The sequence below is a fragment of the Paenibacillus terricola genome, from assembly GCF_014779765.1.
Classification (GTDB): domain Bacteria; phylum Bacillota; class Bacilli; order Paenibacillales; family Paenibacillaceae; genus Paenibacillus_T; species Paenibacillus_T terricola.
The window spans coordinates 118,446-142,371 of record NZ_JACXZA010000010.1 but is presented as its reverse complement, the minus strand read 5'-3'; the positions used below and the strand labels follow the sequence as shown (position 1 = coordinate 142,371).

Annotated in this window: 19 protein-coding genes and 10 tRNA genes; 16 read left to right on the top strand and 13 right to left on the bottom strand. The window is 49.9% G+C overall.

The window, feature by feature from the left end:
* Positions 1-44: 44 nt before the first annotated feature.
* From H8B09_RS28460 to H8B09_RS28415, 10 genes are all read left to right on the top strand, one after another.
* Positions 45-121: transfer RNA gene (locus H8B09_RS28460), tRNA-Met, on the top strand.
* A 38-nt stretch (positions 122-159) separates the two neighbouring features.
* Positions 160-236 (top strand) — tRNA-Asp (locus tag H8B09_RS28455).
* 52 nt (positions 237-288) lie between these two features.
* Positions 289-364: transfer RNA gene (locus tag H8B09_RS28450), tRNA-His, on the top strand.
* Between the two features lie 9 nt (positions 365-373).
* Positions 374-448: transfer RNA gene (locus H8B09_RS28445), tRNA-Gln, on the top strand.
* Between the two features lie 9 nt (positions 449-457).
* Positions 458-530, top strand: a tRNA-Lys gene (locus H8B09_RS28440).
* 15 nt (positions 531-545) lie between these two features.
* A tRNA-Leu gene (locus H8B09_RS28435) sits at positions 546-631 on the top strand.
* Between the two features lie 10 nt (positions 632-641).
* A tRNA-Leu gene (locus H8B09_RS28430) sits at positions 642-728 on the top strand.
* Between the two features lie 34 nt (positions 729-762).
* Positions 763-837 (top strand) — tRNA-Gly (locus H8B09_RS28425).
* Positions 838-843: 6 nt separating this feature from the next.
* Positions 844-920, top strand: a tRNA-Arg gene (locus tag H8B09_RS28420).
* Between the two features lie 16 nt (positions 921-936).
* Positions 937-1,013, top strand: a tRNA-Pro gene (locus tag H8B09_RS28415).
* A gap of 104 nt (positions 1,014-1,117) precedes the next feature.
* On the opposite strand, the gene H8B09_RS28410 is transcribed toward H8B09_RS28415, so the two are convergent.
* Genes H8B09_RS28410 through H8B09_RS28400 form a run of 3 tightly spaced genes read right to left on the bottom strand, consistent with a single transcriptional unit; the run spans position 1,118 to position 6,460 of the window.
* Positions 1,118-2,911 (bottom strand): PAS domain S-box protein, encoded by a 1,794-nt coding sequence (locus H8B09_RS28410; RefSeq protein ID WP_191206961.1) that lies wholly within the window; start codon positions 2,909-2,911, stop codon positions 1,118-1,120.
* On the bottom strand, positions 2,883-3,755 hold the full coding sequence (locus H8B09_RS28405) for a CheR family methyltransferase (protein ID WP_318152805.1): 873 nt from the start codon (positions 3,753-3,755) through the stop codon (positions 2,883-2,885). Before H8B09_RS28405 ends, H8B09_RS28410 begins: the two co-directional genes overlap by 29 nt.
* Positions 3,756-3,766: 11 nt before the next feature.
* A complete protein-coding gene (locus tag H8B09_RS28400) occupies positions 3,767-6,460 on the bottom strand; it encodes a response regulator (protein WP_191206959.1) in 2,694 nt (897 codons plus the stop codon).
* A 306-nt stretch (positions 6,461-6,766) separates the two neighbouring features.
* Here H8B09_RS28400 and H8B09_RS28395 point away from each other — a divergent pair, with 306 nt between their 5' ends.
* The 3 genes from H8B09_RS28395 to infC all read left to right on the top strand — a co-directional run bounded on the left by H8B09_RS28395 (position 6,767) and on the right by infC (position 10,128).
* Positions 6,767-8,236 carry a circularly permuted type 2 ATP-grasp protein gene (locus H8B09_RS28395; protein WP_191206958.1) on the top strand — a complete coding sequence of 490 codons (1,470 nt, stop codon included), beginning with the start codon at positions 6,767-6,769 and terminating at the stop codon, positions 8,234-8,236.
* A 23-nt stretch (positions 8,237-8,259) separates the two neighbouring features.
* On the top strand, positions 8,260-9,231 hold the full coding sequence (locus H8B09_RS28390; protein WP_191206957.1) for an alpha-E domain-containing protein: 972 nt from the start codon (positions 8,260-8,262) through the stop codon (positions 9,229-9,231).
* 399 nt (positions 9,232-9,630) lie between these two features.
* On the top strand, positions 9,631-10,128 hold the full coding sequence (gene infC, locus H8B09_RS28385) for a translation initiation factor IF-3 (RefSeq protein ID WP_191206956.1): 498 nt from the start codon (positions 9,631-9,633) through the stop codon (positions 10,126-10,128).
* Here infC and H8B09_RS28380 read toward each other — a convergent pair.
* The 3 genes from H8B09_RS28380 to H8B09_RS28370 form a co-directional block, all read right to left on the bottom strand.
* The gene (locus tag H8B09_RS28380; protein WP_191206955.1) at positions 10,112-10,408 is read right to left on the bottom strand and encodes a hypothetical protein; all 297 of its coding nucleotides are present in this window, start codon (positions 10,406-10,408) and stop codon (positions 10,112-10,114) included. The two genes, infC and H8B09_RS28380, sit on opposite strands and share 17 nt — an antisense overlap.
* Positions 10,409-10,547: 139 nt before the next feature.
* Entirely contained in the window at positions 10,548-11,150 is a 603-nt protein-coding gene (locus tag H8B09_RS28375) for a DJ-1/PfpI family protein (protein WP_191206954.1), read from the bottom strand.
* A 149-nt stretch (positions 11,151-11,299) separates the two neighbouring features.
* Positions 11,300-11,920: a TetR/AcrR family transcriptional regulator gene (locus H8B09_RS28370; RefSeq protein ID WP_191206953.1), complete on the bottom strand. Its 621-nt coding sequence runs from the start codon at positions 11,918-11,920 to the stop codon at positions 11,300-11,302.
* A gap of 206 nt (positions 11,921-12,126) precedes the next feature.
* Here H8B09_RS28370 and H8B09_RS28365 point away from each other — a divergent pair, with 206 nt between their 5' ends.
* Entirely contained in the window at positions 12,127-13,596 is a 1,470-nt protein-coding gene (locus H8B09_RS28365) for a DHA2 family efflux MFS transporter permease subunit (protein WP_191206952.1), read from the top strand.
* A 77-nt stretch (positions 13,597-13,673) separates the two neighbouring features.
* On the opposite strand, the gene H8B09_RS28360 is transcribed toward H8B09_RS28365, so the two are convergent.
* The 6 genes from H8B09_RS28360 to H8B09_RS28335 all read right to left on the bottom strand — a co-directional run bounded on the left by H8B09_RS28360 (position 13,674) and on the right by H8B09_RS28335 (position 20,119).
* A complete protein-coding gene (locus H8B09_RS28360; protein ID WP_191206951.1) occupies positions 13,674-15,623 on the bottom strand; it encodes an ABC transporter permease in 1,950 nt (649 codons plus the stop codon).
* The gene (locus tag H8B09_RS28355) at positions 15,598-16,374 is read right to left on the bottom strand and encodes an ABC transporter ATP-binding protein (RefSeq protein WP_191206950.1); all 777 of its coding nucleotides are present in this window, start codon (positions 16,372-16,374) and stop codon (positions 15,598-15,600) included. The genes H8B09_RS28360 and H8B09_RS28355 overlap by 26 nt, the downstream gene beginning before the upstream one ends.
* A gap of 159 nt (positions 16,375-16,533) precedes the next feature.
* The gene (locus H8B09_RS28350) at positions 16,534-17,688 is read right to left on the bottom strand and encodes a sensor histidine kinase (protein WP_191206949.1); all 1,155 of its coding nucleotides are present in this window, start codon (positions 17,686-17,688) and stop codon (positions 16,534-16,536) included.
* Positions 17,689-17,738: 50 nt separating this feature from the next.
* A complete protein-coding gene (locus tag H8B09_RS28345; RefSeq protein WP_191206948.1) occupies positions 17,739-18,437 on the bottom strand; it encodes a response regulator transcription factor in 699 nt (232 codons plus the stop codon).
* Positions 18,438-18,620: 183 nt separating this feature from the next.
* A complete protein-coding gene (locus H8B09_RS28340) occupies positions 18,621-19,691 on the bottom strand; it encodes a phosphodiester glycosidase family protein (RefSeq protein ID WP_191206947.1) in 1,071 nt (356 codons plus the stop codon).
* Positions 19,688-20,119 carry a hypothetical protein gene (locus tag H8B09_RS28335; protein ID WP_191206946.1) on the bottom strand — a complete coding sequence of 144 codons (432 nt, stop codon included), beginning with the start codon at positions 20,117-20,119 and terminating at the stop codon, positions 19,688-19,690. Before H8B09_RS28335 ends, H8B09_RS28340 begins: the two co-directional genes overlap by 4 nt.
* Before the next feature lie 233 nt (positions 20,120-20,352).
* Between H8B09_RS28335 and msrA the strand changes: the two genes are divergently transcribed.
* Positions 20,353-21,318 carry a peptide-methionine (S)-S-oxide reductase MsrA gene (gene msrA / locus H8B09_RS28330; protein ID WP_191206945.1) on the top strand — a complete coding sequence of 322 codons (966 nt, stop codon included), beginning with the start codon at positions 20,353-20,355 and terminating at the stop codon, positions 21,316-21,318.
* A 46-nt stretch (positions 21,319-21,364) separates the two neighbouring features.
* Here msrA and H8B09_RS28325 read toward each other — a convergent pair whose 3' ends face one another.
* Entirely contained in the window at positions 21,365-22,696 is a 1,332-nt protein-coding gene (locus H8B09_RS28325; protein ID WP_191206944.1) for a hemolysin family protein, read from the bottom strand.
* Between the two features lie 273 nt (positions 22,697-22,969).
* On the opposite strand from H8B09_RS28325, the gene H8B09_RS28320 reads away from it, so the two are divergent.
* Positions 22,970-23,869 carry a DMT family transporter gene (locus H8B09_RS28320; protein ID WP_191206943.1) on the top strand — a complete coding sequence of 300 codons (900 nt, stop codon included), beginning with the start codon at positions 22,970-22,972 and terminating at the stop codon, positions 23,867-23,869.
* The last annotated feature ends 57 nt before the right edge of the window (positions 23,870-23,926 follow it).

The window sequence follows — 23,926 nt, the reverse complement described above, 5'->3', positions numbered from 1 at the left end:
AGGGTCGGCGGTTCGATCCCGTCAGCCTCCACCATAATGAATATCGCGGGGTGGAGCAGCTCGGTAGCTCGTCGGGCTCATAACCCGAAGGCCGCAGGTTCAAATCCTGCCCCCGCAACCAATGATTACCTGAGGGTAAACAATCCGAACTTATAATGTGGAGCCGTGGTGTAGAGGCCTAACATGCCTGCCTGTCACGCAGGAGACCGCGGGTTCGAATCCCGTCGGCTCCGCCATTATAATCCTTAACCGGCTAGATTGCCATCAACAGGTATCCTCATTACTTTGGCGGTCGTGGCGAAGTGGTTAACGCATCGGATTGTGATTCCGACACTCGGGGGTTCAATTCCCCTCGATCGCCCCATTGTATCATTGGGGATTAGCCAAGCGGTAAGGCAACGGACTTTGACTCCGTCATGCCAAGGTTCGAATCCTTGATCCCCAGCCATTTTATTAAGAGCCATTAGCTCAGTTGGTAGAGCACCTGACTTTTAATCAGGGTGTCGTAGGTTCGAGTCCTACATGGCTCACTTTTAACTTTATATGCGGTTGTGGTGGAATGGCAGACACGCTATCTTGAGGGGGTAGTGGGCGTACGCTCGTGGAGGTTCGAGTCCTCTCAACCGCACCAAACTTAATATGCGGTCATGGCGGAATTGGCAGACGCGCTGGCTTCAGGTGCCAGTGGTGTAACAACCGTGGAGGTTCGAGTCCTCTTGACCGCACCATTAATTAATCTACACAAGTGGAATCAAAGATTTTGCGGAAGTGGCTCAGCGGTAGAGCATCGCCTTGCCAAGGCGAGGGTCGCGGGTTCGATTCCCGTCTTCCGCTCCATAATTAGCGCCCTTAGCTCAGCTGGATAGAGCGTTTGACTACGAATCAAAAGGTCGGGAGTTCGAATCTCTCAGGGCGCGCCATTTTACAATTTACTTACGGGATGTAGCTCAGCTTGGTAGAGCACCTGGTTTGGGACCAGGGGGTCGCATGTTCAAATCGTGTCATCCCGACCAGTAAGAGAGCAAACGGAATTGTCCGTTACATAATAGAAAACAAAAGCCTTTCGCTAAGTGCGAAAGGCTTTTGTTTGTTTATATCTCGTTAGAAGTAAAGCGACCTAGAGCATCATTGAACGCTGTTTAAAGTGAATGGCGAATACGGTGCCTTGATCATCGGAATGGACATGGATCTTCGCATCGTGTCGAGCAGCCACACCGTAGCTAACCGATAGTCCTAATCCTGTACCGTTCAATTTCGTGCTGAAGAAAGGTTTACCAAGTTTATCGAGCAGTTCATCTTTGATGCCTGTGCCCTGATCAATGATCTCGAGAACAACTTCGTTGTTAAGGGTGTAGGTCCGAATCGTTAATATCCCTCCTTCGTTCATAGCATCGAAGCCATTGATCGATAAGTTGAGCAGCAGCTGGCGAATTTCTTTCTCATCAAGGTACAAGGAAGGGCATGGCGAAAGATCCAGATTAATGGCATGGTTGGTGCATAATGCTTTGGATTGGATAAGCGGAAATAGTGTCTCGATAACGCTGTTGAGCGACTGCAGCTTGCGATGCGTTGAATTTATATTCGTAACAGAAAGAAACTCGGATACGAGATTATGAGCGCGGTCGAGCTCCTCGATCATAATGGACGTATGCTCTTCGGAGAAGTTTTTGCTTAACTGCAGGTATCCTCTCACCGTTGTCATTGGATTACGAATTTCGTGAACGATGCCAGCAGCCATTTTGCCGGTTAGATTAAGCCGATCCAGCCTTACCATCTCTTGCTCGAGGTACAGGCGCTCGGTAATATCAGTGATAATGGTGAGCAGGCAGCGTTCATTATGCAACAGAATCTGCTCGGTAGACATTAAACCTTCACGCAGCTCGCCTGATTTGGTCATGAAGCTGATGCGAATGTTGCGCAGCGGTATTTTATCCCCGGAAGTATGCTCCACTCCTTCCATACAGGTAGTATCATCCATGATATATTGAAGAATATCCCCTGGGCCGTTCAATACTTCATCCATACTGTATCCAGTTGCTTTCAAGAAGCTGTCATTTACGTTCAGGTAAGCTTTGTTACGAAGCGAGCGAAGAGAGATTAATGAGGGAGCTGCATCGAAAATTCGTCGGTAACGTTCTTCCTCCACAAGCTTCCTTTCAGTTACATCCCTTATCGAGCATACATAGATCTTCTCGCGATCTATATGGGCTTCCCCGATTTGAATGTCTACTGGAAACAGGATTCCATCATGTCGGGCAGCTGCTGTCTCGATGATGCGATGCAAGTAGTTCGCTTCACCCCAATAAATCATTATGCCGGGGACAAGCTCTTCGATATGCCTGCCGATCAGGCCATCCGGAGGATATCCAAACATTTGCTTGGCCGCTCGGTTAATATTCATGATGGTACCTGACTCGCTTATCGTGATTATGGAATCAATCGAAGTATCGCCAATGACGCTGAGCAGCTCATTTTGCAGCTTAATTTGTTCTTGATACAAATGCATCCGGACGATTGCTTCAATCTTCATCTTCAGCGTATCGGGATGGAAAGGCTTGAAGATGTAGTCGATGGCGCCTACGGAGTAACCTTGCTTAACATTCTCCGCGGCTTGGCTGATGGCTGTTATGAACAGAATCGGTACATGTTTTGATTTATCCCTAGATTTGATCAGTCTTGCAGTCTCAAACCCGTTCATTCCTGGCATCTGCACATCAAGCAGAATAACGGCAAAGTTAACGGACAGGACATGACGAAGCGCCTCCAGTCCCGAGCTGGCTGTATATAGCTGATAGCTAGGATGATCCAGTAGCGCTTCGAGCGCAATGATATTCTCAGGCCTGTCATCGACAATGAGTATGTTGATTATGCTGGTTGCGACGTTATTTAATTTTTCGATATAGCTTTTCATTCGCATCCATCTCCTTATATAAGGCACTGTGGCTTGTATAAGCGATACTTTCTTTATGTCCAAGTCCAAGAAACCCAGATAAGCATAAACTTTCATGGAAAAGCGTATGAACACGGTTCTGCAAGGCTTTATTGAAGTAGATCATAACGTTACGGCAAATAATGACGTGAAACTCGTTGAACGACTGGTCGACAGCCAGATTATGCTGCGCGAAGACGATGGAGTCTGCCAGGAACGGATGTAAGACCGCTCGGTCATTCTCTATGCTGTAGTAGTCGCTGAACGATCGACGGCCGCCTGATTGGGCATAGTTATGGCTATAAGCAGGTAGCTTGTCGAGCAGGAAGGCGCGCCGCTTCGCTTCTTCGATTATGTCAGCGTCCATGTCAGTGGCATAATAGCGCGTTTTATGATGAAGACCTTCTTCGTACATAAGAATCGCCATGGAATAAACCTCTTCACCTGTCGAACATCCGGCATGCCAGATCCGTATGCAAGCATAGTCTTGTAGTAGTGGTACAATATTCGTTCGGAACGCAAGAAAGAAGCTCGGATCTCGGAACATTTCCGTTACGTTGATCGAGAAATCGGCTATCAACCGCTTCATCGTGCTCCGATCATGAAGAATCTTCTCCTGGAGACCCGATATGGTCAACAGCTTCTCCGCATCATTACGATGCCAGATGCGCCGACGAATGGATGCCAGTACATAATCGCGGAAATCGAATCCGTAATGACGGTACAGCGCTTCAAGAAGCAATTCAATCTCGAGCTGTTCCAACGGATCGATTTTTTCGCGGTGTGAAGATGTTATTTTGTCATCATACAGATTCGGACTCATCATCGTTTCCCCGCTTATCTGTTCAACCAAACCTGTAGGATCGAGCAGAGCTGCTCCATGTTAACAGGTTTGCTTATATAGTCGGATGCACCTGCCTCTAAGCATTGATCACGATCGTCCTTCATTGCCTTCGCCGTTAATGCGATAATCGGCAGCGAGTGATACGCGTGCATATGGCGAATGGTACGTATCGCTTCATATCCGTCCATTCCGGGCAGCATGATGTCCATCAGAACAAGCTCAATTGTAGGATTCTGCTGTAAAGTCATAAGGGCTTCGGCGCCGTTCTCAGCGAACATGACCTTCATACCCTTGTTTTCAAGAGCTGTTGTAATGGCGAAAATGGTGCGCATATCGTCATCGACGATTAATACGATTCTGCCATTGAGTAGCGGATCATAATGTTCTGAGTCTGCTGCTTGATAAGAAGACTCATCCTGAGCAGCAATATCCGTCACTGCAGTATCGGCCGAAGCGGCAGCCTCCTCAAGAAGTAGTGGTGCTTCCGGGCAAGTGATGCCATCGCGGAGGGGCAGCAGCAGAGTGAAGGTGCTCCCCTTGCCTTCTTCACTATCTAAGACGATACATCCATTCAACAGCTTCGCAATATTCCGGCTGATCGAGAGGCCTAATCCGGTTCCGCCATATTGGCGGCTTGTTGAGCCATCTGCTTGTTGGAAGGCCTGAAAAATAAGACTCTGTTTCTCGCGAGGAATGCCGATGCCAGTATCCTTGATGGAGAATGCGATTGTCGATGTATCCAGCATAACGGACTCATCCTTATGCACTTGGCTCAGCATGGTATGATCTGCAAGATGAATGTACAGCATGACCTGTCCTTGAGAAGTGAATTTGAATGCATTGGCCAGCAGATTCTTCACAATTTGGAGCAGCCGCTGCTCATCGGTATACAATATGGCCGGCATTCGACCATCTACCTTGGTTCGGAATTGAAGGCCTTTCTGGCGGGCAACCGGAGCGAATTGCAGCTCGGCAAATTCACAAACCGCAAACAGGTCGACCTCGTTGCATTGAAGTTGTATCGTTCCTGATTCTATCTTGGATAAATCAAGCACATCATTGATGAGAAGGAGCAGATCATTGCCTGATTGATTAATGGTTCTGGCATACTTCATCTGATTCGCTGTCAGATTGCCCTCCGTGTTATTCGCGAGTATGTCGGAAAGAATAAGCAGACTGTTAAGCGGTGTCCGAAGCTCATGAGACATATTCGCTAGAAACTCCGATTTATACTGTGAGTTGATTGCCAATAGACCAGCCTTCTCCTCCAAAGCAAGCTTTGTCGCCTCCAGCTTCTCATTAATGCCTTTCAACGCTTCCTGTTGAAGCTGAAGCTCCTCCGATTGACGCAGCAGCTCCTCTGTTAACGATTGTGATTCGTGAAGCAGCTTCTCAATCTGCATACGACCGGCGATGCTGTTAATCACTATACCGAGACGGCTCAATACTTGATGCAATAAGGTGCGTTGAACCGGACTGAAGACGGTTAGAGAGGCCAATTCGATAACAGCAACGACATGTCCTTCAAAATCAATCGGAATGATCATGAGGCTCGCAGGAGCCGACATCCCTGTAGCGGAGGTGATCGTTATGTAGGAGTCGGGAATATCCGATCGTTCAATCGTTTGGTTACCGGCGGCAGCTTGTCCGACCAAGCTTGTGCCAAACTGAAAACCATCTTCCCCGACGTTGCGTCCGTCATATGCGTAGGCTGCAAGCTTGCGGACTGATGCGCTGCCGCCAGAGTCCTCACGGATGTAGAAAACACCATAACTGGCGCCTATGATAGGGGTAATAGACGTGATAAACTGTTGCGCTAGCATTTCCAGATCATGGATTCCCTGGTACATCGTCACGAGCTTAGCGATGTTGGTTTCCAGCCATGTAGTGTCCCGTTCTTGCGCCGAATAATGTTCGAGGGCGGTGATCATGTCGTTGAAGGAATTTGCAATGGCACCTACTTCGTCTTGGGTACGAACTTCAATGCGAGGTAGAACAGTAGTAGCATTGAACCCAGGTGTAATGCTAGAGATAAACGTCGTAATGCGTGCAAGATTGCTCGTAATATGCCGCGAAATCATCCATCCGATGATTAGCGTTAATATAAAGGTTAAAATGCTGATGATGCGGATAACGCTAGTAGCCCAATTGACATTGTTCGTATTGCGTTTGATGCCATCATTAAGCAGCGACTGTTGATGTTCTGAGATTGAAGCCGCTAGGGGACCAAGCTGCAAACCAATAGGAAGCACCTCGTTCTTGAAGAATGCGAGTGCGGCATCTTTGTCACGGTTATCTTCATATCTGTTAAGCATGATCTCGTACTGTTGATGGAAATTATGATTGAGTTGGTCGAGTTCTTTCGCTAACAGCCTGCTCTCGAATTGTGAAAGGAGCAGATCCGTCTCGGATACGCGAGCCTTAAGCTTGCTGTTAGCCGCTTGTAATCCAGATAGGAAGGCTATGTCATCGGTCAGTAAATAACCGCGCAGATCGTTCGTCTGCTGCAGCGCGAGCACTTGAATATCTCTCGTAGTCGTAACTATGGACACTTGCTGGTGGATGAGATCGGAGTAGGAGGCATTAAGCCTATTCAGATGGTGTAAGGAGACAATACCTGCGCACGCCACGACGACAGCTACGAACAGAAACGTACTGAGCAGCTTAGTACCAATCGTCAGCTTCAAAGGCATCCTCCTAATTAGCAGAATCAAAGGCAGACAGAAGGAATAAGAGACAAAAATAGAATCCAATGGAATTGTTTCTCCTATTATATGTTACCTCTATCTCATTCCTTTGTCATTTAACCTAACATGAAGAAGATTAAGAATGGCAGGAACTAAACAAGTTTGTCACAAAATTGTCACAATTACTATAGGTCATTTCGACATACTCCTATAGTCGGCCTATCCTATACTTAAATCATGTTTCAAGTGTGATAAAACATTACGCTTGATAAGGCGAGTTGAAACGAAATTGGGAGGGTAACCGTCATGGCTATGCTGATGATGAAGCGCAAGCACTTGTTTGCCGATTACGGCAGTTCCGTATTCTTTGATGAAATGTTTGATCAGCATGGTAAAGTTCGGCCGCCTTATGGAACGATGATGAAAGTGTTGACCAGGATGGGGATTGACGAGCTAGTGACACGCAATGGCGTCATGCAATCCGCAATGGTGACGCAGGGCATTACGTTCACATTATATAGCGACACTCCCGAAGACTCGTCCCTTGAGCGTACGATCCCGTTCGATATGATTCCGCGAATGATTCCGGGCGAGGAATGGCAGTTGCTTGAACAAGGACTGAAGCAGCGGGTGCAGGCTTTGAACCATTTTATATATGATATCTACCATGCTCAGAACATTATTAAGGATGGCCTAGTGCCCCGCCAATTGATTATAGATAATCCTTATTATTTGCCCGCTATGATCGGTCTGGAAGTTCCGGATAACACGTATATACCGCTCTCAGGCATCGATATTATACGAAGCGATTCCGGCGAGTATTATGTTCTGGAGGATAACCTGAGAACGCCTTCAGGCCTGTCCTACGTATACCAGAACCGTGCGCTGATGACGAATTTGTTCCCCGAGCTGTTCTTCGAGCACCGCGTACGCAGCATAAGCCGTGGGCTTAACGCACTGCTATGCAGTCTCCGAGCGCTGGCGCCAGGCGGTAAATCGGATCCCCTTGTCGTACTGCTGACACCAGGCATTCATAATTCGGCCTATTACGACCACACATTCCTCGCACAGGAGATGGGAATTGATCTGGTGGAAGGCAGAGATCTGACGGTCATCGACAAGAAGGTTTATATGAATAGCATGCAAGGCTTGCGTCAGGTTGATGTAATTTATCGCCGAATCGATGATGAATATCTAGATCCGGACGTATTCCGCTCAGACTCCATATTAGGTGTGCCCGGCTTGATGGAAGCCTATTGCGCCGGCAATGTAGCGCTTGCGAATGCGCCTGGGACCGGTGTTGCCGATGATAAAGCGGTTTACGCTTATGTGCCGGATATGGTCCGGTATTATTTGCACGAAGAGCCGATCTTGAGCAATGTACCAACGTATATTCTGGATAGACCGCATGAGCGTGAATACGTCCTCAGCCGCTTGTCCGAGATGGTCGTCAAGGAACGCTGCTTATCTGGCGGTTACGGCATGCTGATCGGTCCATCGGCATCGGAAGAAGAGCTCAAAACATTCACAGACAACATTAACCTTCATCCAGAGCGTTATATCGCCCAACCGACGATGAAGTTATCCTGCAGCCCGTCTTTGCATCAAATGGAGGTTGCGCCCCGTCATATCGATCTACGGGCTTTCGTCTTCATGGGACGGCAGGAAACCCATGTGGTTGCCGGCGGATTAACGAGGGTCGCGTTGAAGGAAGGTTCGCTTATCGTCAATTCCTCGCAGGGCGGGGGAACGAAAGATACTTGGGTTGTAGATTAGGAATATAATCGAGGTGATGGGATATGATGAATCGATTCGCTGAATTGTTATATTGGGCTGGGCGTTATGTAGAGCGGGCAGGTAATCATGCAAGGCTGATCGATATCAATTATCATATGCGTCATGAACTATACGGACAGCAAGAAAGAGAATATGTATGGGAGCGGCTGGTGGAATCAACGGGCAGCGTAGCCAGGTTCGAAGAGCTGTACTCCAACATCAACGCAGGCACGAACGAGCTGACGGTGATCCATTTTCTAACGTTCGAGCGCTCGAATATTAATTCGATCTTCAATTGCGTGCAGCAGGCAAGGAACAATATTCGTACGCTGCGGCAGCTAGTGCCGGCGGAGCTGTGGGAAGTGATTAATGCCTTCTATTTATGGCTGAAGGATCAGAACGTATCGCAGGTTATGCTGCAGGCTCCTCATTTGTTCTATCAGCGGGTGCGGGAATGGGCGACATTGTTCAGCGGAACCGTAGATGCGGCGATGGTTCGTGAGCAAGAGTGGGATTTCATTCAAACCGGCAAATTCGTGGAACGGGTGGACAATACACTGCGTATCGTCAACACGCTGCATCAGCAGATTCGACGAGAATCGGACTCCGAATCCGAGCATTACAATCGAACTGCAGCGCTGTTGAAGTCGGTTGGTGGTTTCGAGGCGTTCCGCAGGCAATATGCTGTGAATATTACATTCGAATACGCATTGGCCTTCATGCTGCAGAGCAGCAGTTTCCCGCATTCGGTTCAATACTCGCTTGATGCGCTGGTTAGTCATATTAACCAGATCGGACTGCCTAACCGCGACTTTGAAGCGCTCGATGAGCGGGTCAGCGAATTGGTGGATGCGATCAAATCAATTGTAGGACCTATCCGCAGCGGTCATATTCGTCTGGAAGATACAGCACTGGAGCATCTTGTATATTTGTCTAACCAGCTCGGAGGCGCGGTGTCTGCCGCCTTCTTTCAGAATATGTACGTTGGAGCATAACCAAGTCAATGTTGTTTCATTCCAGCAATAGTTGGAGCAGTGTCGATTGTACCAGAGGCTCACAAGAACTCGCGAATGCGAGCCTTGTGAGCCTTCTCATTATGTCTAGCGTTGCTTAACAGGCAAGCATGCGGTATGATCGTTAGAGTTACTGGTTGCTGTCAAGTGATGCAGCAGGATGAGAGAGGGGGCGGGATACCATGGGAGTACCAGCAGGCGTATGGATTTCGGCGGCTGTCATTCTGGTAGCGATTACGTGGATCACCTTGTGGGTTACGAAGAAAGCTTATTCGCGCAAATGGGACGAGCCTGATCAATAATAACGCTTCATGCAGCCGCTGCTTGTGCAGCGGTTTTTTCATACGGCCAGCCATACGCTGGCAGGAGGAGAGGTTCAAGATGAGTTTAATCATGAATGAAAAGATTAAAGCGAAAGAGCTTGATCTAACGGGACTGGATGGAGAGCCGATTGGCGTTGTATCGCGCGAAGAGGCGCTTGCGATGGCGAAACGGCTGAAGGTTGATCTGGTCTGCACATCGCTGATGAGCAGTCCGCCGCCATGCAAGCTGGTCGCACGGGGAGGTGCGAAGAAGGAACAGTCGCAGCAACAGCGGGAGGAACGACTGCAGGACCGACCTGCCAAGGAGAAGGAGCTGCGGCTGTCTGCGCATATTGAGGAGCATGACTACGACACGAAGCGTCGTCAAGCGGAGAAGTTGCTGACGGCAGGCAATCCGGTGCTGCTCGTCGTTAAGCTGCAGGGCAAGCAGGAGCAAGCGCCTGCGAAGGAGCTTCTGGAACGACTGCTGGTGGATCTGAAGCCGTTCGGAACGAAGGCGACAGGCATACAAGTTAGCGGCAAGCAGGCGGCAGTTCGCGTTAATCCTGCAGGCTAAAGCGCGGAATCGGAATTGGCGGCTTGCTGCGATGAGCGTGAGCGGCAGAGGCGGCGGGTCCGTGATGGGAAGAGCCGCCGCGATGAGCGACTTTTTTGTAAACGAGAGGAAGTATAATGCTCCCTGCAATTGCTATAGGTTCAACGAATATAAGCTTCTTCAGGGCAATCTTAAGCGCGTAATAAAAGGTCGTGCTGCCAATAAGATCGACAGCGATGAATTCGCGTATGGCGGAAATCGGCACAACAACGATGATGATTTCCCGTCTAATCCGAGACAAGCTGCATTCCTCCTTTGAATCGAACAACGTTATGTTTTATGCTTGTATGGCATTGTCCTATGAGAAGGAAATGAAAGATGCTGCAGCACAAATAAGAGCGCCACTCAATCGAGTAGCGCTCTTGTCGTTATAATTAGGATTAGATTGCGGAAGCTTCTTCAGCTTTGTCTGACGATGCTTCGCTGTTGCGTACCGCTTTCAGAAACTCGCGCATGAAGCCCGGCAGATCCGGCCATGCGTGACCGGAGACGATATTGCCGTCAACATAAAGCGTCTCTTCTGGATAGATGGCGCCAAGCCGTTCAACCTCGAGACGGCACGCGTTGTAAGCAGAAATCGTACGGCCCTGGAATAAGCTGTTGTCATTAAGGGCGAGGAACACCTGCGCACCGTGGCAAATTGCGCCGACTGGCTTGTCCTCCTCGAGAAAATGACGAACGATCCGCGGAAGATCCTTATCATTGCGAATAAATTCCGGTGCTCTTCCACCTGGAATAATAATGCCTGCATATTCGGTTGGATCAACGTCTGCGAATGCAATATCTGCCGCAAGACGATGTGCAGGCTTCTCCGTGTAAGTGTCCCAGCCTTCAATGAAATCGTGACATACCGTGTTCAGAACTTTCTTCTGTGGAGCAGCGATGACCGGTTCATATCCTTCTTCAGCAACTCGGAAAACAGGATAGTACACTTCGAGCACTTCTGCTGCGTCGCCTGTCAGAATCAGGATTTTTCTCGACATGATATCACTCCTCTGGGAATGGTTGACTTCACCTATTCCATTATCAGCTGATGCCATAGAAGCGTCAATGAATCAGCAGGAGGAGGGCGCAGGTCCTGTTGCAGGTCTGCTAATGTCGAACTTAGTCGCTGGTCGCTGGTCGACTAGGCTTACTCAAATGAATGGAACAGCGGACGAATTAACGTGCATATGAGCTGATCGATAATATCGTCTGTCGTATATCCATAACGGTCGCTCAGATGCTGAAGCGTATGCGGCGCGAGTGCAGCGATCATAATATGTGCCGTAAACGCAGGGTCGAAGGATACGGTCTGACCGCTATCCATCGCTTCCTTCAGCAGGCTGGTAAGCGTACCATGCAAATATAAATACGGTTGCGAACAGAAAAACTGCTGCGCATCGTCGTTCAGGCAGCGTGATTGGACAAGCGAGACATGAATCGCCTTGAGCAGCGATGCCTCGTTATGCGTGAACATGATGATGCGGCGGAACACTGCAATCAATCGCTCTAGTACTGGCGCATCGGCAAGCTGCTCTAGCTGTCCATCGATTTCTGCGCGAAGCCGGCCGAATTGATCGTCAATAAGCTCAAGACACAGATCGCCCTTCTGGGCATAGCGACGGTACATCGTGGCTTGACCGACACCTGCTGTCTTCGCAATCTGGTGCATGCTGACGGTGTCAACGCCATACTGAGTGAACAAATCGCGCGCCGTTTCCAAAATCAGCTCTGTCAGCTGTTGAGCGTCCTTTCGCTTAGGCGTCACCATCGTTCATTCTCCTTCCTTGGGTCACATTGACAAACGGACAATTGTCCGCTATTATTCAAATGAAGCATTAAGCGGACAATTGTCCGCATTCTTCACCAAGTCATTCTGAAGCTCCTTGCAAACTGTCAGGTTTTAATGGTTTTATTGTAACCCGATTGTTGTCAGCAGGTCAAATTTCAGAACTAGAGAAAAAAGGAGTGGAGTAAATGGCAAGTGCAGTACCAAGCAAGGCAGATCAGCCGATTACAGCTATTCTCGCCCCCCTGCTCGCAATTATTGTCGGCATGTTCATGGTCATTCTTGACGGTACCGCAATGAACGTCGCGGTTCCGGGTCTCGTGAAGGATTTCGAATCGTCACTTAGCACGGTGCAGTGGACGGTCATGGGTTACGCGCTCGCGCAGGCTGCGGTTATTCCGCTGGCCGGTTGGTTGTCGGACCGTTTTGGCGCCAAAAATATTTTCCTCATCTCTGTTTTCCTATTCACAGTTGGTTCCGGTCTCTGTGCACTGGCAGGTTCGGTTGAACAGCTGATCGCTTATCGTATCCTTCAAGGTATCGGCGGCGGTATGGTTGCTCCGATCGCAATGGCATTCACATATCGTCTGGCGCCTCCGGGCAAAGTCGGCGCTGTCATGGGTATGATCGGTATCCCGATGCTTCTCGCCCCAGCGCTCGGCCCAATTGTTGGCGGCTGGCTGATTGAAGATGCTTCGTGGCATTGGATTTTCTTGATTAACCTGCCGATCGGCGTTGTCGCTGTTCTGATCGGTCTGAAGACATTGCCGGCGATTGACCGCCAGCAAGTTCCTACGCTTGATTTCTTGGGTATGGTTTTCGGTCCGCTTGCATTCGCAGCACTCGCTTATGGTCTTTCCGAGGGCGGTACTTCTTGGACGTCGGCGAAGACGCTGACAGGCATTATCGTTGGCGGCGTATCGCTCATCATCTTCATTATTGTTGAGCTTAATCGCAAACAACCGCTGCTTGAGCTACGCGTTTTCCGTTCGGGCAACTTTACGAAAGGGATTATCGTGCAGTGGGTATCGCAAGTTGCGCTCTTCGGCACGATGTTCCTCATTCCGCTCCTGCTTCAACAATCGCACGGCTATGGCGCCCTGAAGACTGGTATCTTGATGCTGCCGATGGCAATCGCGTCGACGATCTTCATGCCGCTTGGCGGTAAGCTGTTCGATAAAATAGGCGCTCGCCCACTCGTTGTTGCGGGTATGCTTATTGTATCGATCGCAGCCTTCCTGCTGACGGGGATTGATGCTGGCGCGAGCCAATACGAATACATTCTTCCGCTTGGCATGCTCGGAGCAGGTATGGGCTTGTCGATGATGCCATTGAATACACATATTATTCAAGCTTCACCTGCGCACCTCGTAGGCCGCGTCACTTCGCTTACGGCTGCACTCCAACAAGTCGTAACGTCGTTCGCAATTGCGATTCTGACGACGATTCTGATGAACAAGGTTGGCGACTACAATCCGCAGTACAATCCGATGACGGATCCGATGCCTGTAGATGCATTCTCGGATACGTTCGCGATTCTCATCTGGGTCGGCGCAGCAGGTGTCTTGATCGGCTTCTTGCTCAGCCGTCCTAAGCCGCAAGAAGGCGCCGCTGCAGGTGAAGGCGTCGAGAAGCCAATCATGATGGTTAACCACTAATAAAGTATTGCCGATAGCAAAAGCCCCCGCGACAATCTATCTGTCGCGGGGGCTTTCCATGTGCAAGCTGTATTCTGCTAGCGCGTAAAGCTTTGAATAATCCGGTTCAAATAAGAACGTCTCGCAGCGAAGAAATAAAGGCTCTGCATGACGATATAGATACCGACGACCACTAGCGAATACTGCATTGCACTTGTCGAGAGCAGGTTGCCAAGCGCCTTCATAGCGAACATCGTATGCACGATACCGACGACGCATGGCACGAAGAAGATGATCGCGATCTGCATCGTTACCGTGCGGCGAATTTCGCCTAGCGTCATTCCGATCCGATTGAGCGAACGGAACTGTTCGCGGTCCTCATCAAGCTCCGTGAACAGCTTGAAGTAAATCATGCTGCCGGAGGCGATGAAGAACAGAACGCTGATGAACAGGCCAATGAATAAGGTAAGTCCCATGGATTGCTTCGTTGCCAAGTAGAGTGAAACACGGTTATCGAATTGATTCTGCTTATCTTCTGGAACTAGCTTCTCGATCTTAGCGGCGGTGTCACCCTGCGCCGTCCAGTTCTTCATCTCGAAGCCGTATACGACTGTTTTCATATCGTCTGGTACAGCCTGTATTAACTCTTCATATTGAGCGTTATCTAGAACGAGCAGCTCGGTCGCTGTACCTCTCGGGTAAGCTATAGCTCCTCCGCTAACTTGTTTGTCTACCGTTATCGTCAAATCGCTGCTATTGCCTTCGACCTTTACAGGAAGCGGCTTGCCGATCTCAGTCAGAGGAGATGTTACTTCCTTATACGGAATGATGTATACCGCATGTCCGGGATCGACCTCCAGAATAGGCCGCCCTCGGTGAAGTTCCTGACCGTATTTGTTATAGTCATCCTCGGATACGATCAATGCGCTCGTCGTTTTGGCGCTTCGACCGGAGGCTGGCAGCTTCGCTTCTGCCCCGACAAGCTTCACTTCATAATTGAGTTCTACTTTGTCTTCTTTGAGAATGCTCCGTACTTTATCCGGATCGATCACTTCATGTGTATTTAATCCTTTCTCGTAGAAGCTGATCGACTGCGGCAGCATGTCCATCTGCTGTTCCTTCGAGGCGAGGAAGAATACATAGAACGTACCCGATGCGGTAAGAATAACGGCGCTCATGACAGACACGGTGAACAGGATACGGGCATTGTCCTTCATTTTGAATACAAGCTGGGCAATGGTCATCAAGTTCGTCTGTTTGTAGTAAATGCCTTTCCTGCGCTGCAGCCAGCGGAAGACGATGATGCTAGCCTGCGTGAACAGGAAGAACGTACCGACAACGACCAGGCCGACGACAGGAAGCATATAGACAATAGCGTTCATTAACGTCATCGTGTACGCCATATAGTAGCCTACGCCCAAGCACAGCACCGACAGCAGCACGAGCCAGATCGATGCAAGAGGAGGCGACTTCGGTTTCTTCGAAGCTTTCAACAGATCGATAATCTGGCTTCTACCGACTTGGAACAACGTGAAGAGCGTAATGATCAGGAACAATACGAAGAAGCCGGCTGCTGTCAGAAGCAATGCCTTACCCGGAATAAGGAACCGAATTGGATCTGCCAAGTCGAGTATCTCGGACAGCGCCATTAAGAACAGCTTCAGGAACAAGGCGCCTAGCGCAATGCCTGCTCCGATTGCAAGTACTGAAGTGGCGATGCTCTCATACAGCACCATCTTGCGCATCTGGCCCCTCGTCATGCCGAATAGGGAGAGCAGGCCGAACTCCTTCTTTCGCGACTTAAGAAACGCTGACATCGAGTACAGGATGAAGAAGAATGAGAAAATAACGATAATATATTCACAGAACATCATGCCGGTACGAACGCCTTTGCCCATATAGATATGGCCATTGATAACGTCCGGGTGGAAGATGAATGCGGCATAGATGAAGAAAATCATGACCGAGAATACGCTGCTTAAGAAATAAGCGACATATTGATGCCAGTTGCCGCGGACATTCTTAATTGCGAACTGTCGAAAGTTCATCGAAGTTCCCTCCCAACACGCTCAGCGAATCGAGAATTTGCTGGAAGAATGCCTGCCGATTCGTACCCCGCCGAATTTCCGAGAAGAACGATCCGTCCTTGATAAACACGATACGCTTGCAATAGCTTGCGGCAAAAGGGTCATGCGTAACCATCATAATGGTTGCGCCCATCTGTTCGTTCAAGTCTCGCAACGAGTCCATGACATCCTTGGCTGCCTTCGAATCAAGGTTGCCTGTTAGCTCATCGGCCAGCAGAATAGCCGGCTGATGAATCATTGCCCGCGCGATGGCCGCCCGCTGTTTCTGACCGCCGGACACCTCATAGGTCCGTTTGTCGAGAATGGCGCTTATGCCGAGCAATTCTGCGCTCTGCTGTACGCGCTTCTCAATTTCTTTAATGTTCGTTTTGTCGAGCACAAGCGGCAGTATAATGTTCTCCTTGATCGACAGCGTATCGAGCAGATTGAAATCTTGGAATATAAAACCGAGCTCGCGTCTACGGAACAAGGCCAGTTTCTTCTCATTCAACACGGTTGGATCGATGCCGTCGATCTCCACCTTGCCGGACGTTGGTTTATCGATCGTGGCGAGAATGTTAAGCAGCGTTGTTTTGCCGCTTCCCGACGGGCCCATGACCCCAACGAACTCGCCTTTCTGAATATCGAGATGAATATCGTTTAATGCACGGTACAGCATTTTACCTTTTGATCCGTATACTTTCGTAAGCCCCTGGGCTTTCAGTACGCTCATTGTGAATCCCTCCATTAGATCTCTATTATGCGTTGCCGTAACAGCAGCTATGTTCACAGTATAAGCGAGCGAGGAGGGAGACCCCATTGATTTACCTTTCAATCGGCCGCGAGAACCTTACAAATTTGTCACCTTCCTATCCCAAGCTTACAGAGAGGCTTACGAGAAGAGCCCTTGATGAATGGCGCCATTGTGAAAATAAACGGTAATCGTCGTCCCGATTCCCAGCTCCGATTCGATCGCGAGATCGTGACCAAGACGGCTGCACACTTCCCGTGCGAGATACAATCCCATGCCGGTCGATTCCTCGACCAGCCTGCCGTTCTCGCCGGTGAAGAAGGGGTCGAATACGCGCGGAAGATCGTGCTCGGCAATGCCGATGCCTGCGTCCGTCACCGACAAGGAGCAGCGACCATCAGGCAGAGATGATGATACGGTGAACTGAAGGGTTTTGCTGCCCGGTTTGTCTTTAGAATATTTGATTGCGTTCGTCATGAATTGGTTCAGTACGAAAGCCAGCCATTTCGCATCGGTCTCGACGAACACATCGCTGCCCTCAACACGCGGGAAGATCGATGCACGAATGCATGCTTTCTTATGGCTGTTGATCGTTTCACGGACCAGCGGAAGCAGCGAGACGCGGTCGATGCGGACATCCATGCGGAATTGATCCAGCCTCGCCGTATGCAGCATCATTTCGAGACCGCGGGATATACGTTCCAGTTCCTCATGCATACTGCTGCGCAGTGCATGGATATCCTCTTCGGAGCCTTGAGCATCTTCTTCGGCGGCTTGCTGCAGGAGGAGGTCGATAACCGACACTGGCGTTTTCATATGATGAACCCACTGATTCGTAAAATGCAAATGCTGCTCACGCTGCCTGCGGTAATCGGCGAGCTCGTCTGCGGACGCTTTATGCTGCTTCTCTAACAGCTGCTGCACAGCTATCTGCTCACGTGTGACGCCACCTTGCACGCTCATGATCGACAGAGCCGTCGGCTTGTCCGATGCGTTCATGTCGGCAACCTGCCGATAGTATGGACGCTGGCGTGCGTAGTCCCATGCGATCCAGCCGAGGAGCACCACGGTAGCGAGCAGCACGATGTACAACAGGTTGCTAAGGGCTGGCATATAGCGGCCATGCTGAAGATCCAGCGTCAGCACGAGCATGGCGAAGAAAAGTGCAATGTAGAAGGCAACGATATAAGGAAGTCTGTCTAGAACAAACGAGCGGAATGTGAACAGTCTTCTGACTGGAGATTCGGCTTCATGATTGGGCGATGGCGAATGACGCGGTACCTGAAAGCGGGGCATATCGGTTCAGTTCACTCCTTATAGCAATTTCAATAGATGCGGATGAAGCTTCAATCAACCTGCGACAGGTCCAAGCGGTAGCCCTGACCGCGTACGGTCTCGATCGCTTTGGGCAGACCAAGCTCTTCAAGCTTCTTGCGAACACGCGTAACGTTAACGGTCAGCGTATTGTCATCGACGAAATGGACATTATCCCACAGCGCTTCGAGCAGATCGTCCCGGCTTACGATTCGTCCTGCTTTCGCGAGCAGTGAGCCGAGCAGCAGCGTCTCGTTGCGGGAGAGATCAGCTTGGCGGCCTTTCCATTCCACGATGTTACGGGCTTGGTCCAGCGTCAGGCCGCCCGCTGACAGCTCGTCGCTGCTCTGAGCGGGAGCTGCGTATTCGCCATAGGCTCGACGGAGCGCGCTTTTGATTTTCGCCATCACGACATCCAGATGAAATGGCTTCGTCATATAGTCGTCCCCGCCATTCTCGATCGCCATGACCTGATCCATATCGCCGACGCGCGCCGATAAGAAAATAATCGGTACATTGGAGACGGTTCGGATCTGGCGGCACCAATAGAAGCCATCGAAGTGCGGCAGGTTAATATCGAGCAGCACAAGATGAGGACTGGATTCGACGTATTCTTGCTTGAGCTCGCGGAATCGCGTCGCGCGGACGACCTCATAGCCATAACGTTCTATATATTGCTGCAGAATTGAAGCGATCTTGTCATCGTCTTCGATAATCATAATTCGATACATAAGAGGCCTCCTTGCCTATATCCAGTACTAGCCAGTACTAGGGTAGCGCATATTGTCTAGGCTGGCAAATAGGGAGCGGGGTTGAATGAAACAAGTTCATTATGCAGAACAAAAAGAAGCAGGTGCAGATAGGTATAGATCCGTAGACGGACCCCCCCAGGCAGCTGCTTCTATGTACCTTGATTACTTGAAGAATAGGAAGTGCGTTGGCAGCGAACGAAGCTTACCATCCGAAGGACTATTGACGACACGCCCGTTGAAAATAAGCGAGGAGGAGCCGCCGCCATCGAGATTGTATGCATCCACCGCACCGAATCGTTTGAGCAAAATTTGCAGTTCCTCAAGCGTGGCGCCAGAGCTGCCGTTCTCGTTGTAGCCGTCAATTACAAGGAATAAGAGCTGGTCGTCCTTATAGTTGGCGATAACGGTACGCGGCGCGCGTTTCGGGCTCACCTGCCACTTGGTCGGGATCTGCAGCGACCGACCGTCTTTCAGCAGAACGGGAACGAAGGAAGCGCCGAAGCGCGGCTTTAGCGAATCCAGCTGCTCTCGGCTGGAGAAGTTGCCGCCAATCAGCTTATTGTCTTCGCTCAAGCCGACGAAGAACAGGTTCGCGAACGACGGCTCGAAGCCGCCAATATATTCGCCGTTCATGACGGTTGTACTGAGCGGATAACGTTTGCCATGACCGTCGGCGAAACCGCCGGCATTCACGCCTGCAATGGCGTTGTAGCGTTTGACAGCGGACATTGTCGTCTCCGATGAACCGAATTCATCGTTGCCGAGTACCATCTTCATCGCATCTTTGCTGCCGAGCTTCACCTTCAGGGCGTAACCATTGAAGTTCTGCGCATGAACGGAGAACAGCTGCGCCCGAATTTTGTCCGATTGGATCGTGCCCGAGACACTGCCTAGCTTGGTCGTTATGCGGCGGTCATAAATAATGCGCGGCCGGTTCGTCTGACTCGAAGCTGACTCTGCAATTAATTGAATATTTGCATTCGTCTTATTGTACAGCGTCACTTGCTTCTTAATGGATGCCTGCGTAGCTTGGGCCAGTTCGGCTGCGGTATCTAGATCGGCAGCTGTCTCTTCAACACTGGATGCTGTTGATTCAAGGATCGTTGGTTCCGGCATGACCTGTTCGGAAATGATAATCGTCGCTTGATAGGTCAGCAGCCAGATCAGAATGCCGATAAACGGCGCACTTGCCAGCACCATCGAACGGTTGAGCACTTTGACGGGCCTAATCATTTGAGCACGTCCAGGTTTTTCTTCAGCTCTTCGAGCTGTTTCTTCACTTCGCTAAGCTGCGTGAACAGCTTGTTGCTGTTGTCCGTCTTGGCGCTTGCATTGTCCTTCGTGAAGGTCAGCAGCTCGTTAAGGGCATCAATCTTGCCTTGAAGCGCGGCGATCTCACTCTTATAGCTCGACTCGGCAGCTTGCAGTCGTTCATCGTATTGCTTCTGCATGGCTGTAAGCTTCACGTTCGTCTGTCTATTAATGTCGGCTGTCATCGAACTGGTCAGATGGTCGGAATACAGCTTGGCTCCTGCAATTCCTGCGCCAATCAGCATTACCCATAGAATGACGAAGACGATAAAGGCGCGATTGCTGCGGCGTTGTGCGGAGCGTCCTGTCGAGCGGGCTGTTTGTGATGCGGTTTGAATCGGTGTTTCCATTTTCGTTCACCTCTTGTGCAGATATTAGGCAATTTCGCAAGTGAACGGACGTGCGTGCGTTCTCTAGTAAGACGAATAAGCCCCTCGCAATAGTTGCGAGTGTCATTATATTGTAACAAAAAAAATGATAGGATTGGGCGCATTGGGCTTTTTGTTTGAATTTGTTCACGGCGCGTTGTTGCAGTATAATCGAAGCAGTCAAGTATGTTGGAGAAGAAAGGAGCTGCATCGAAATGAGTGAACAGCGTTCAGAACAGGCTACATTCGCAGGAGGATGCTTCTGGTGCATGGTGAAGCCGTTCGAGGAGATGCCAGGCATTATAAGTGTTATTTCCGGCTATACGGGAGGATCGACGGTTAATCCGACCTACGAGGAAGTATGCCGAGGCGGCACAGGACATACAGAAGCGGTTCAGATTACGTTCGATCCCGAACAGTTCCCTTACGAGAAGCTGCTCGAAATTTTCTGGCGTCAGATTGATCCAACGGATAGCGGCGGACAATTCCACGATCGGGGAGACTCGTATCGGCCAGCTATTTTCTATCATAATGAAACGCAGCGTCAATTGGCTGAAAGCTCGAAGCAGGAGCTCGAGACGAGCGGCCGGTTTGATCGTCCGATTGTTGTCTCGGTGGAGCCAGCGGCGCCCTTCTATGCAGCAGAGGATTATCATCAAGATTACCATAAGAAACAACCGCTCCGTTACAAAATGTACCGTAAAGGCTCAGGGCGCGACGCCTTCATCACGCAGCACTGGAAGCATCGCGAGGATGAGGCGAGCCTGCGCAAGCGGCTGACGCCGGCGCAGTACGAAGTAACGCAGAACAGCGCGACGGAGCCGCCGTTCCGCAATGAGTTCTGGGATCACAAGGAAGCGGGTCTCTACGTCGATATCGTCTCCGGGGAGCCGTTGTTCAGCTCGTTGGACAAATTCGACTCCGGCTGCGGCTGGCCAAGCTTCACGAAGCCGCTGCAAGCGACCGCTGTTGAAGAGGTGCTGGATGTGACGCACGGGATGGTGCGCACGGAAGTCCGCAGCCAAGTGGCGGATTCGCATCTTGGCCATGTATTCGAGGACGGCCCGCGCGACCTCGGCGGTCTGCGGTACTGCATCAATTCAGCTGCGCTGCGGTTCATTCCCGTTGGCCAGCTTGAAGCAGAAGGGTACGGCGAGTACAAGAAGCTGTTCAAGCAATAAGACAAAGCCCCGAGGCCATAATGGCCTCGGGGCTATCTTGTGCTGGTTAGACGACGCTGGGCTCAGCAATGAGCGCTTCGTCGTTATTATTTTCTATAATAAGTTCGATTTTCTTAATACGATGTTTGCCGACCTCACGGATAATAAACCGCAAATTGTCGTGCACGAACTGTTTGTTAGGCTTCGGATCTTGAATTTCGTTGTACAGCCAGCCGCCGACGGTGTCGACTTCTTCATGCGTTAAATCTTCGCCAATCAGATGGCCCAACTCATCGAGCGATACTTTGCCATCGAGCAAGTAACAGTTGTCTGCCAACTTCTCAATGTCTCTGCGTTCGTCCGCATCGAATTCGTCGCGAATCTCGCCAACGATAATCTCAAGAATGTCCTCAATCGTTATCATACCCGATGTGCCGCCGTATTCATCCATCAGAATCGCGATATGCATGCGTTCCTGCTGCATTTTACGAAGAAGCGTCTTAACAGGCATAACTTCCGGTACGGTCATAACAGGGCGGATCAGCTTCTCGAAGTTAGTCGGTTCGCCTTCCTGCTGCTGAAGGAACAGCTGCTTCGTGTTGATCATACCAATGATTTGGTCTTTGCTGTCGAAGGCAATCGGGAAGCGGGTATACTGCTCGCGGCGGATGACCGCCATATTGTCATCGATTGACTTGCTTGTGAACAAGCAGATCATATCGGTACGTGGCACCATGATTTCTTTGGCCAGCATTTCGTCGAAAGCGAATATTCGGCTAACGTAGCCATATTCCGTATTATTAATTTTGCCGCTCTGGAAGCTGTCCTCGAGAATGATCTGAATCTCTTCTTCGCTGTGGGCTTCCTCATGTTCCTTCGCGGGCTTAAGACCGAACAGACGGATAAGCATATTCGCTGAACCGTTTAACAGCCAGATGAAAGGATACAGAACCTTGTGGAACCAGATAATCGGCTTGGCAACCGCGAGGCTGATGAATTCCGCCTTTTGAATGGCCCAAGTCTTAGGCGCTAGCTCGCCAACTACAACGTGGAGGAACGTGATGGTTACAAATGCGATAAGGAATGAAACAATATGCGATGCTTCACTGTTCATATTCCATGCATCAAACAGCGGTAACAGCATTTGCTCGACCGTTGGTTCACCGAGCCAACCTAATCCGAGCGCTGTAATCGTAATACCGAGCTGGCAGGCGGAAAGATATCCGTCCAAGTTGCTTGTTACGCGTTGAACGGCTAATGCATTGTTGCGGCCCTCTTGTACTAATTGATCGACGCGGCTACTACGAATTCTGATAATTGCGAACTCGGTAGCGACGAAGAATGCGGTCAATGCAATTAATACAGCGACCAACAACAGATTTAAGCCTGTACTGCCCATTGGGTTCCATCACAATCCTTCTATGTTTATTATAAGTATCTTTCATAATACTATAGCAAAAATTGCGCAGTTCGGACAATGCGAGTGTAAGGGGGTGTAGGTCGATATGCGGTTAATTGGTCAGGAAAAGTGAAACATTCAACGAATTATTAGCGAAAAGCTCCACTTTACAGCCGCTATGGCGCGAGCGTATGATTGGTTCGGATATCCGTCCAGTATTCATGGCCGGAGACGACCTCATTTCGAGACAGAGAGCAGGCTGGAACTTCAATTATGGCGAACAAAAGATGGGCTTATGTTGGACTAGCGGCAGTAGCTGCTATATGGGGAGCTAATTTCGGCTTCTCGCGTATTGCGATGGAAACGTTTGATCCGATCTTATTTGCTTTTTTACGCTTTGGTTTAGCAGTACCCTGTTTCTTCGCCATATTATATTGGAAGGAAGGCAATGTTGGGATACCGCTCCGAGCAGCGCTGCAGCTGGCATTAATCGGGCTATTCGGCGTCACGCTTCTTGAAATTATCGTTATGTATTCAATTAAATATACGACGCTTGCGAATGCCTCGCTTCTGAATGTGGCTCCATGGCCGATATTCGCAGCGTTATTCGCACCGCTGTTCACGAAGGAATCGTTAACGCGGAGATTAGCGGTTGGCGGAATCATTGCGATTGCAGGTGTCTGCCTCGTCATACTCGGCGGGTCTGAAGGCTTCAGCCTGTCATCCGAGAATATGAAAGGGAACCTGATGGCGTTCTCGATCAGCTTAATCGGGGCGTTGTTTAATCTCTCCTGTATGCCGCTGATGCGTACGTATTCAGCGCTGCGTGTAAGTACCTGGTTCATTACGTTTGGAGCATTGTTTATGTTTCCATTGACGATTGGGGCATGGGGTGAGGTTGCATGGAGTGAACTTGGCATTAAGGAATATAGCGTTACCTTATATAATGTATTAATATGTACGGTCTTGTCCTTCATTGTATGGAATGCTGCCATGTACCGCGTCGGCGCGGCCCGCTCGAACTTCTTCCGGTATGTCGTTCCCGCTACAGCAGTAGCAGCGGGCTATATCATGTTCGACGAAGGAATTTCGTTGTGGCAGATGGGCGGAGCCGTACTGATGGCTGCGGGCCTTGTATGGATTTCAATTGACCGTAGAACCTCGGGAGCCTAGTAATAGCTATATTAATAGAATAGAAGATAAAGAAAGAATCCGTTCTTCTGCGCCGTT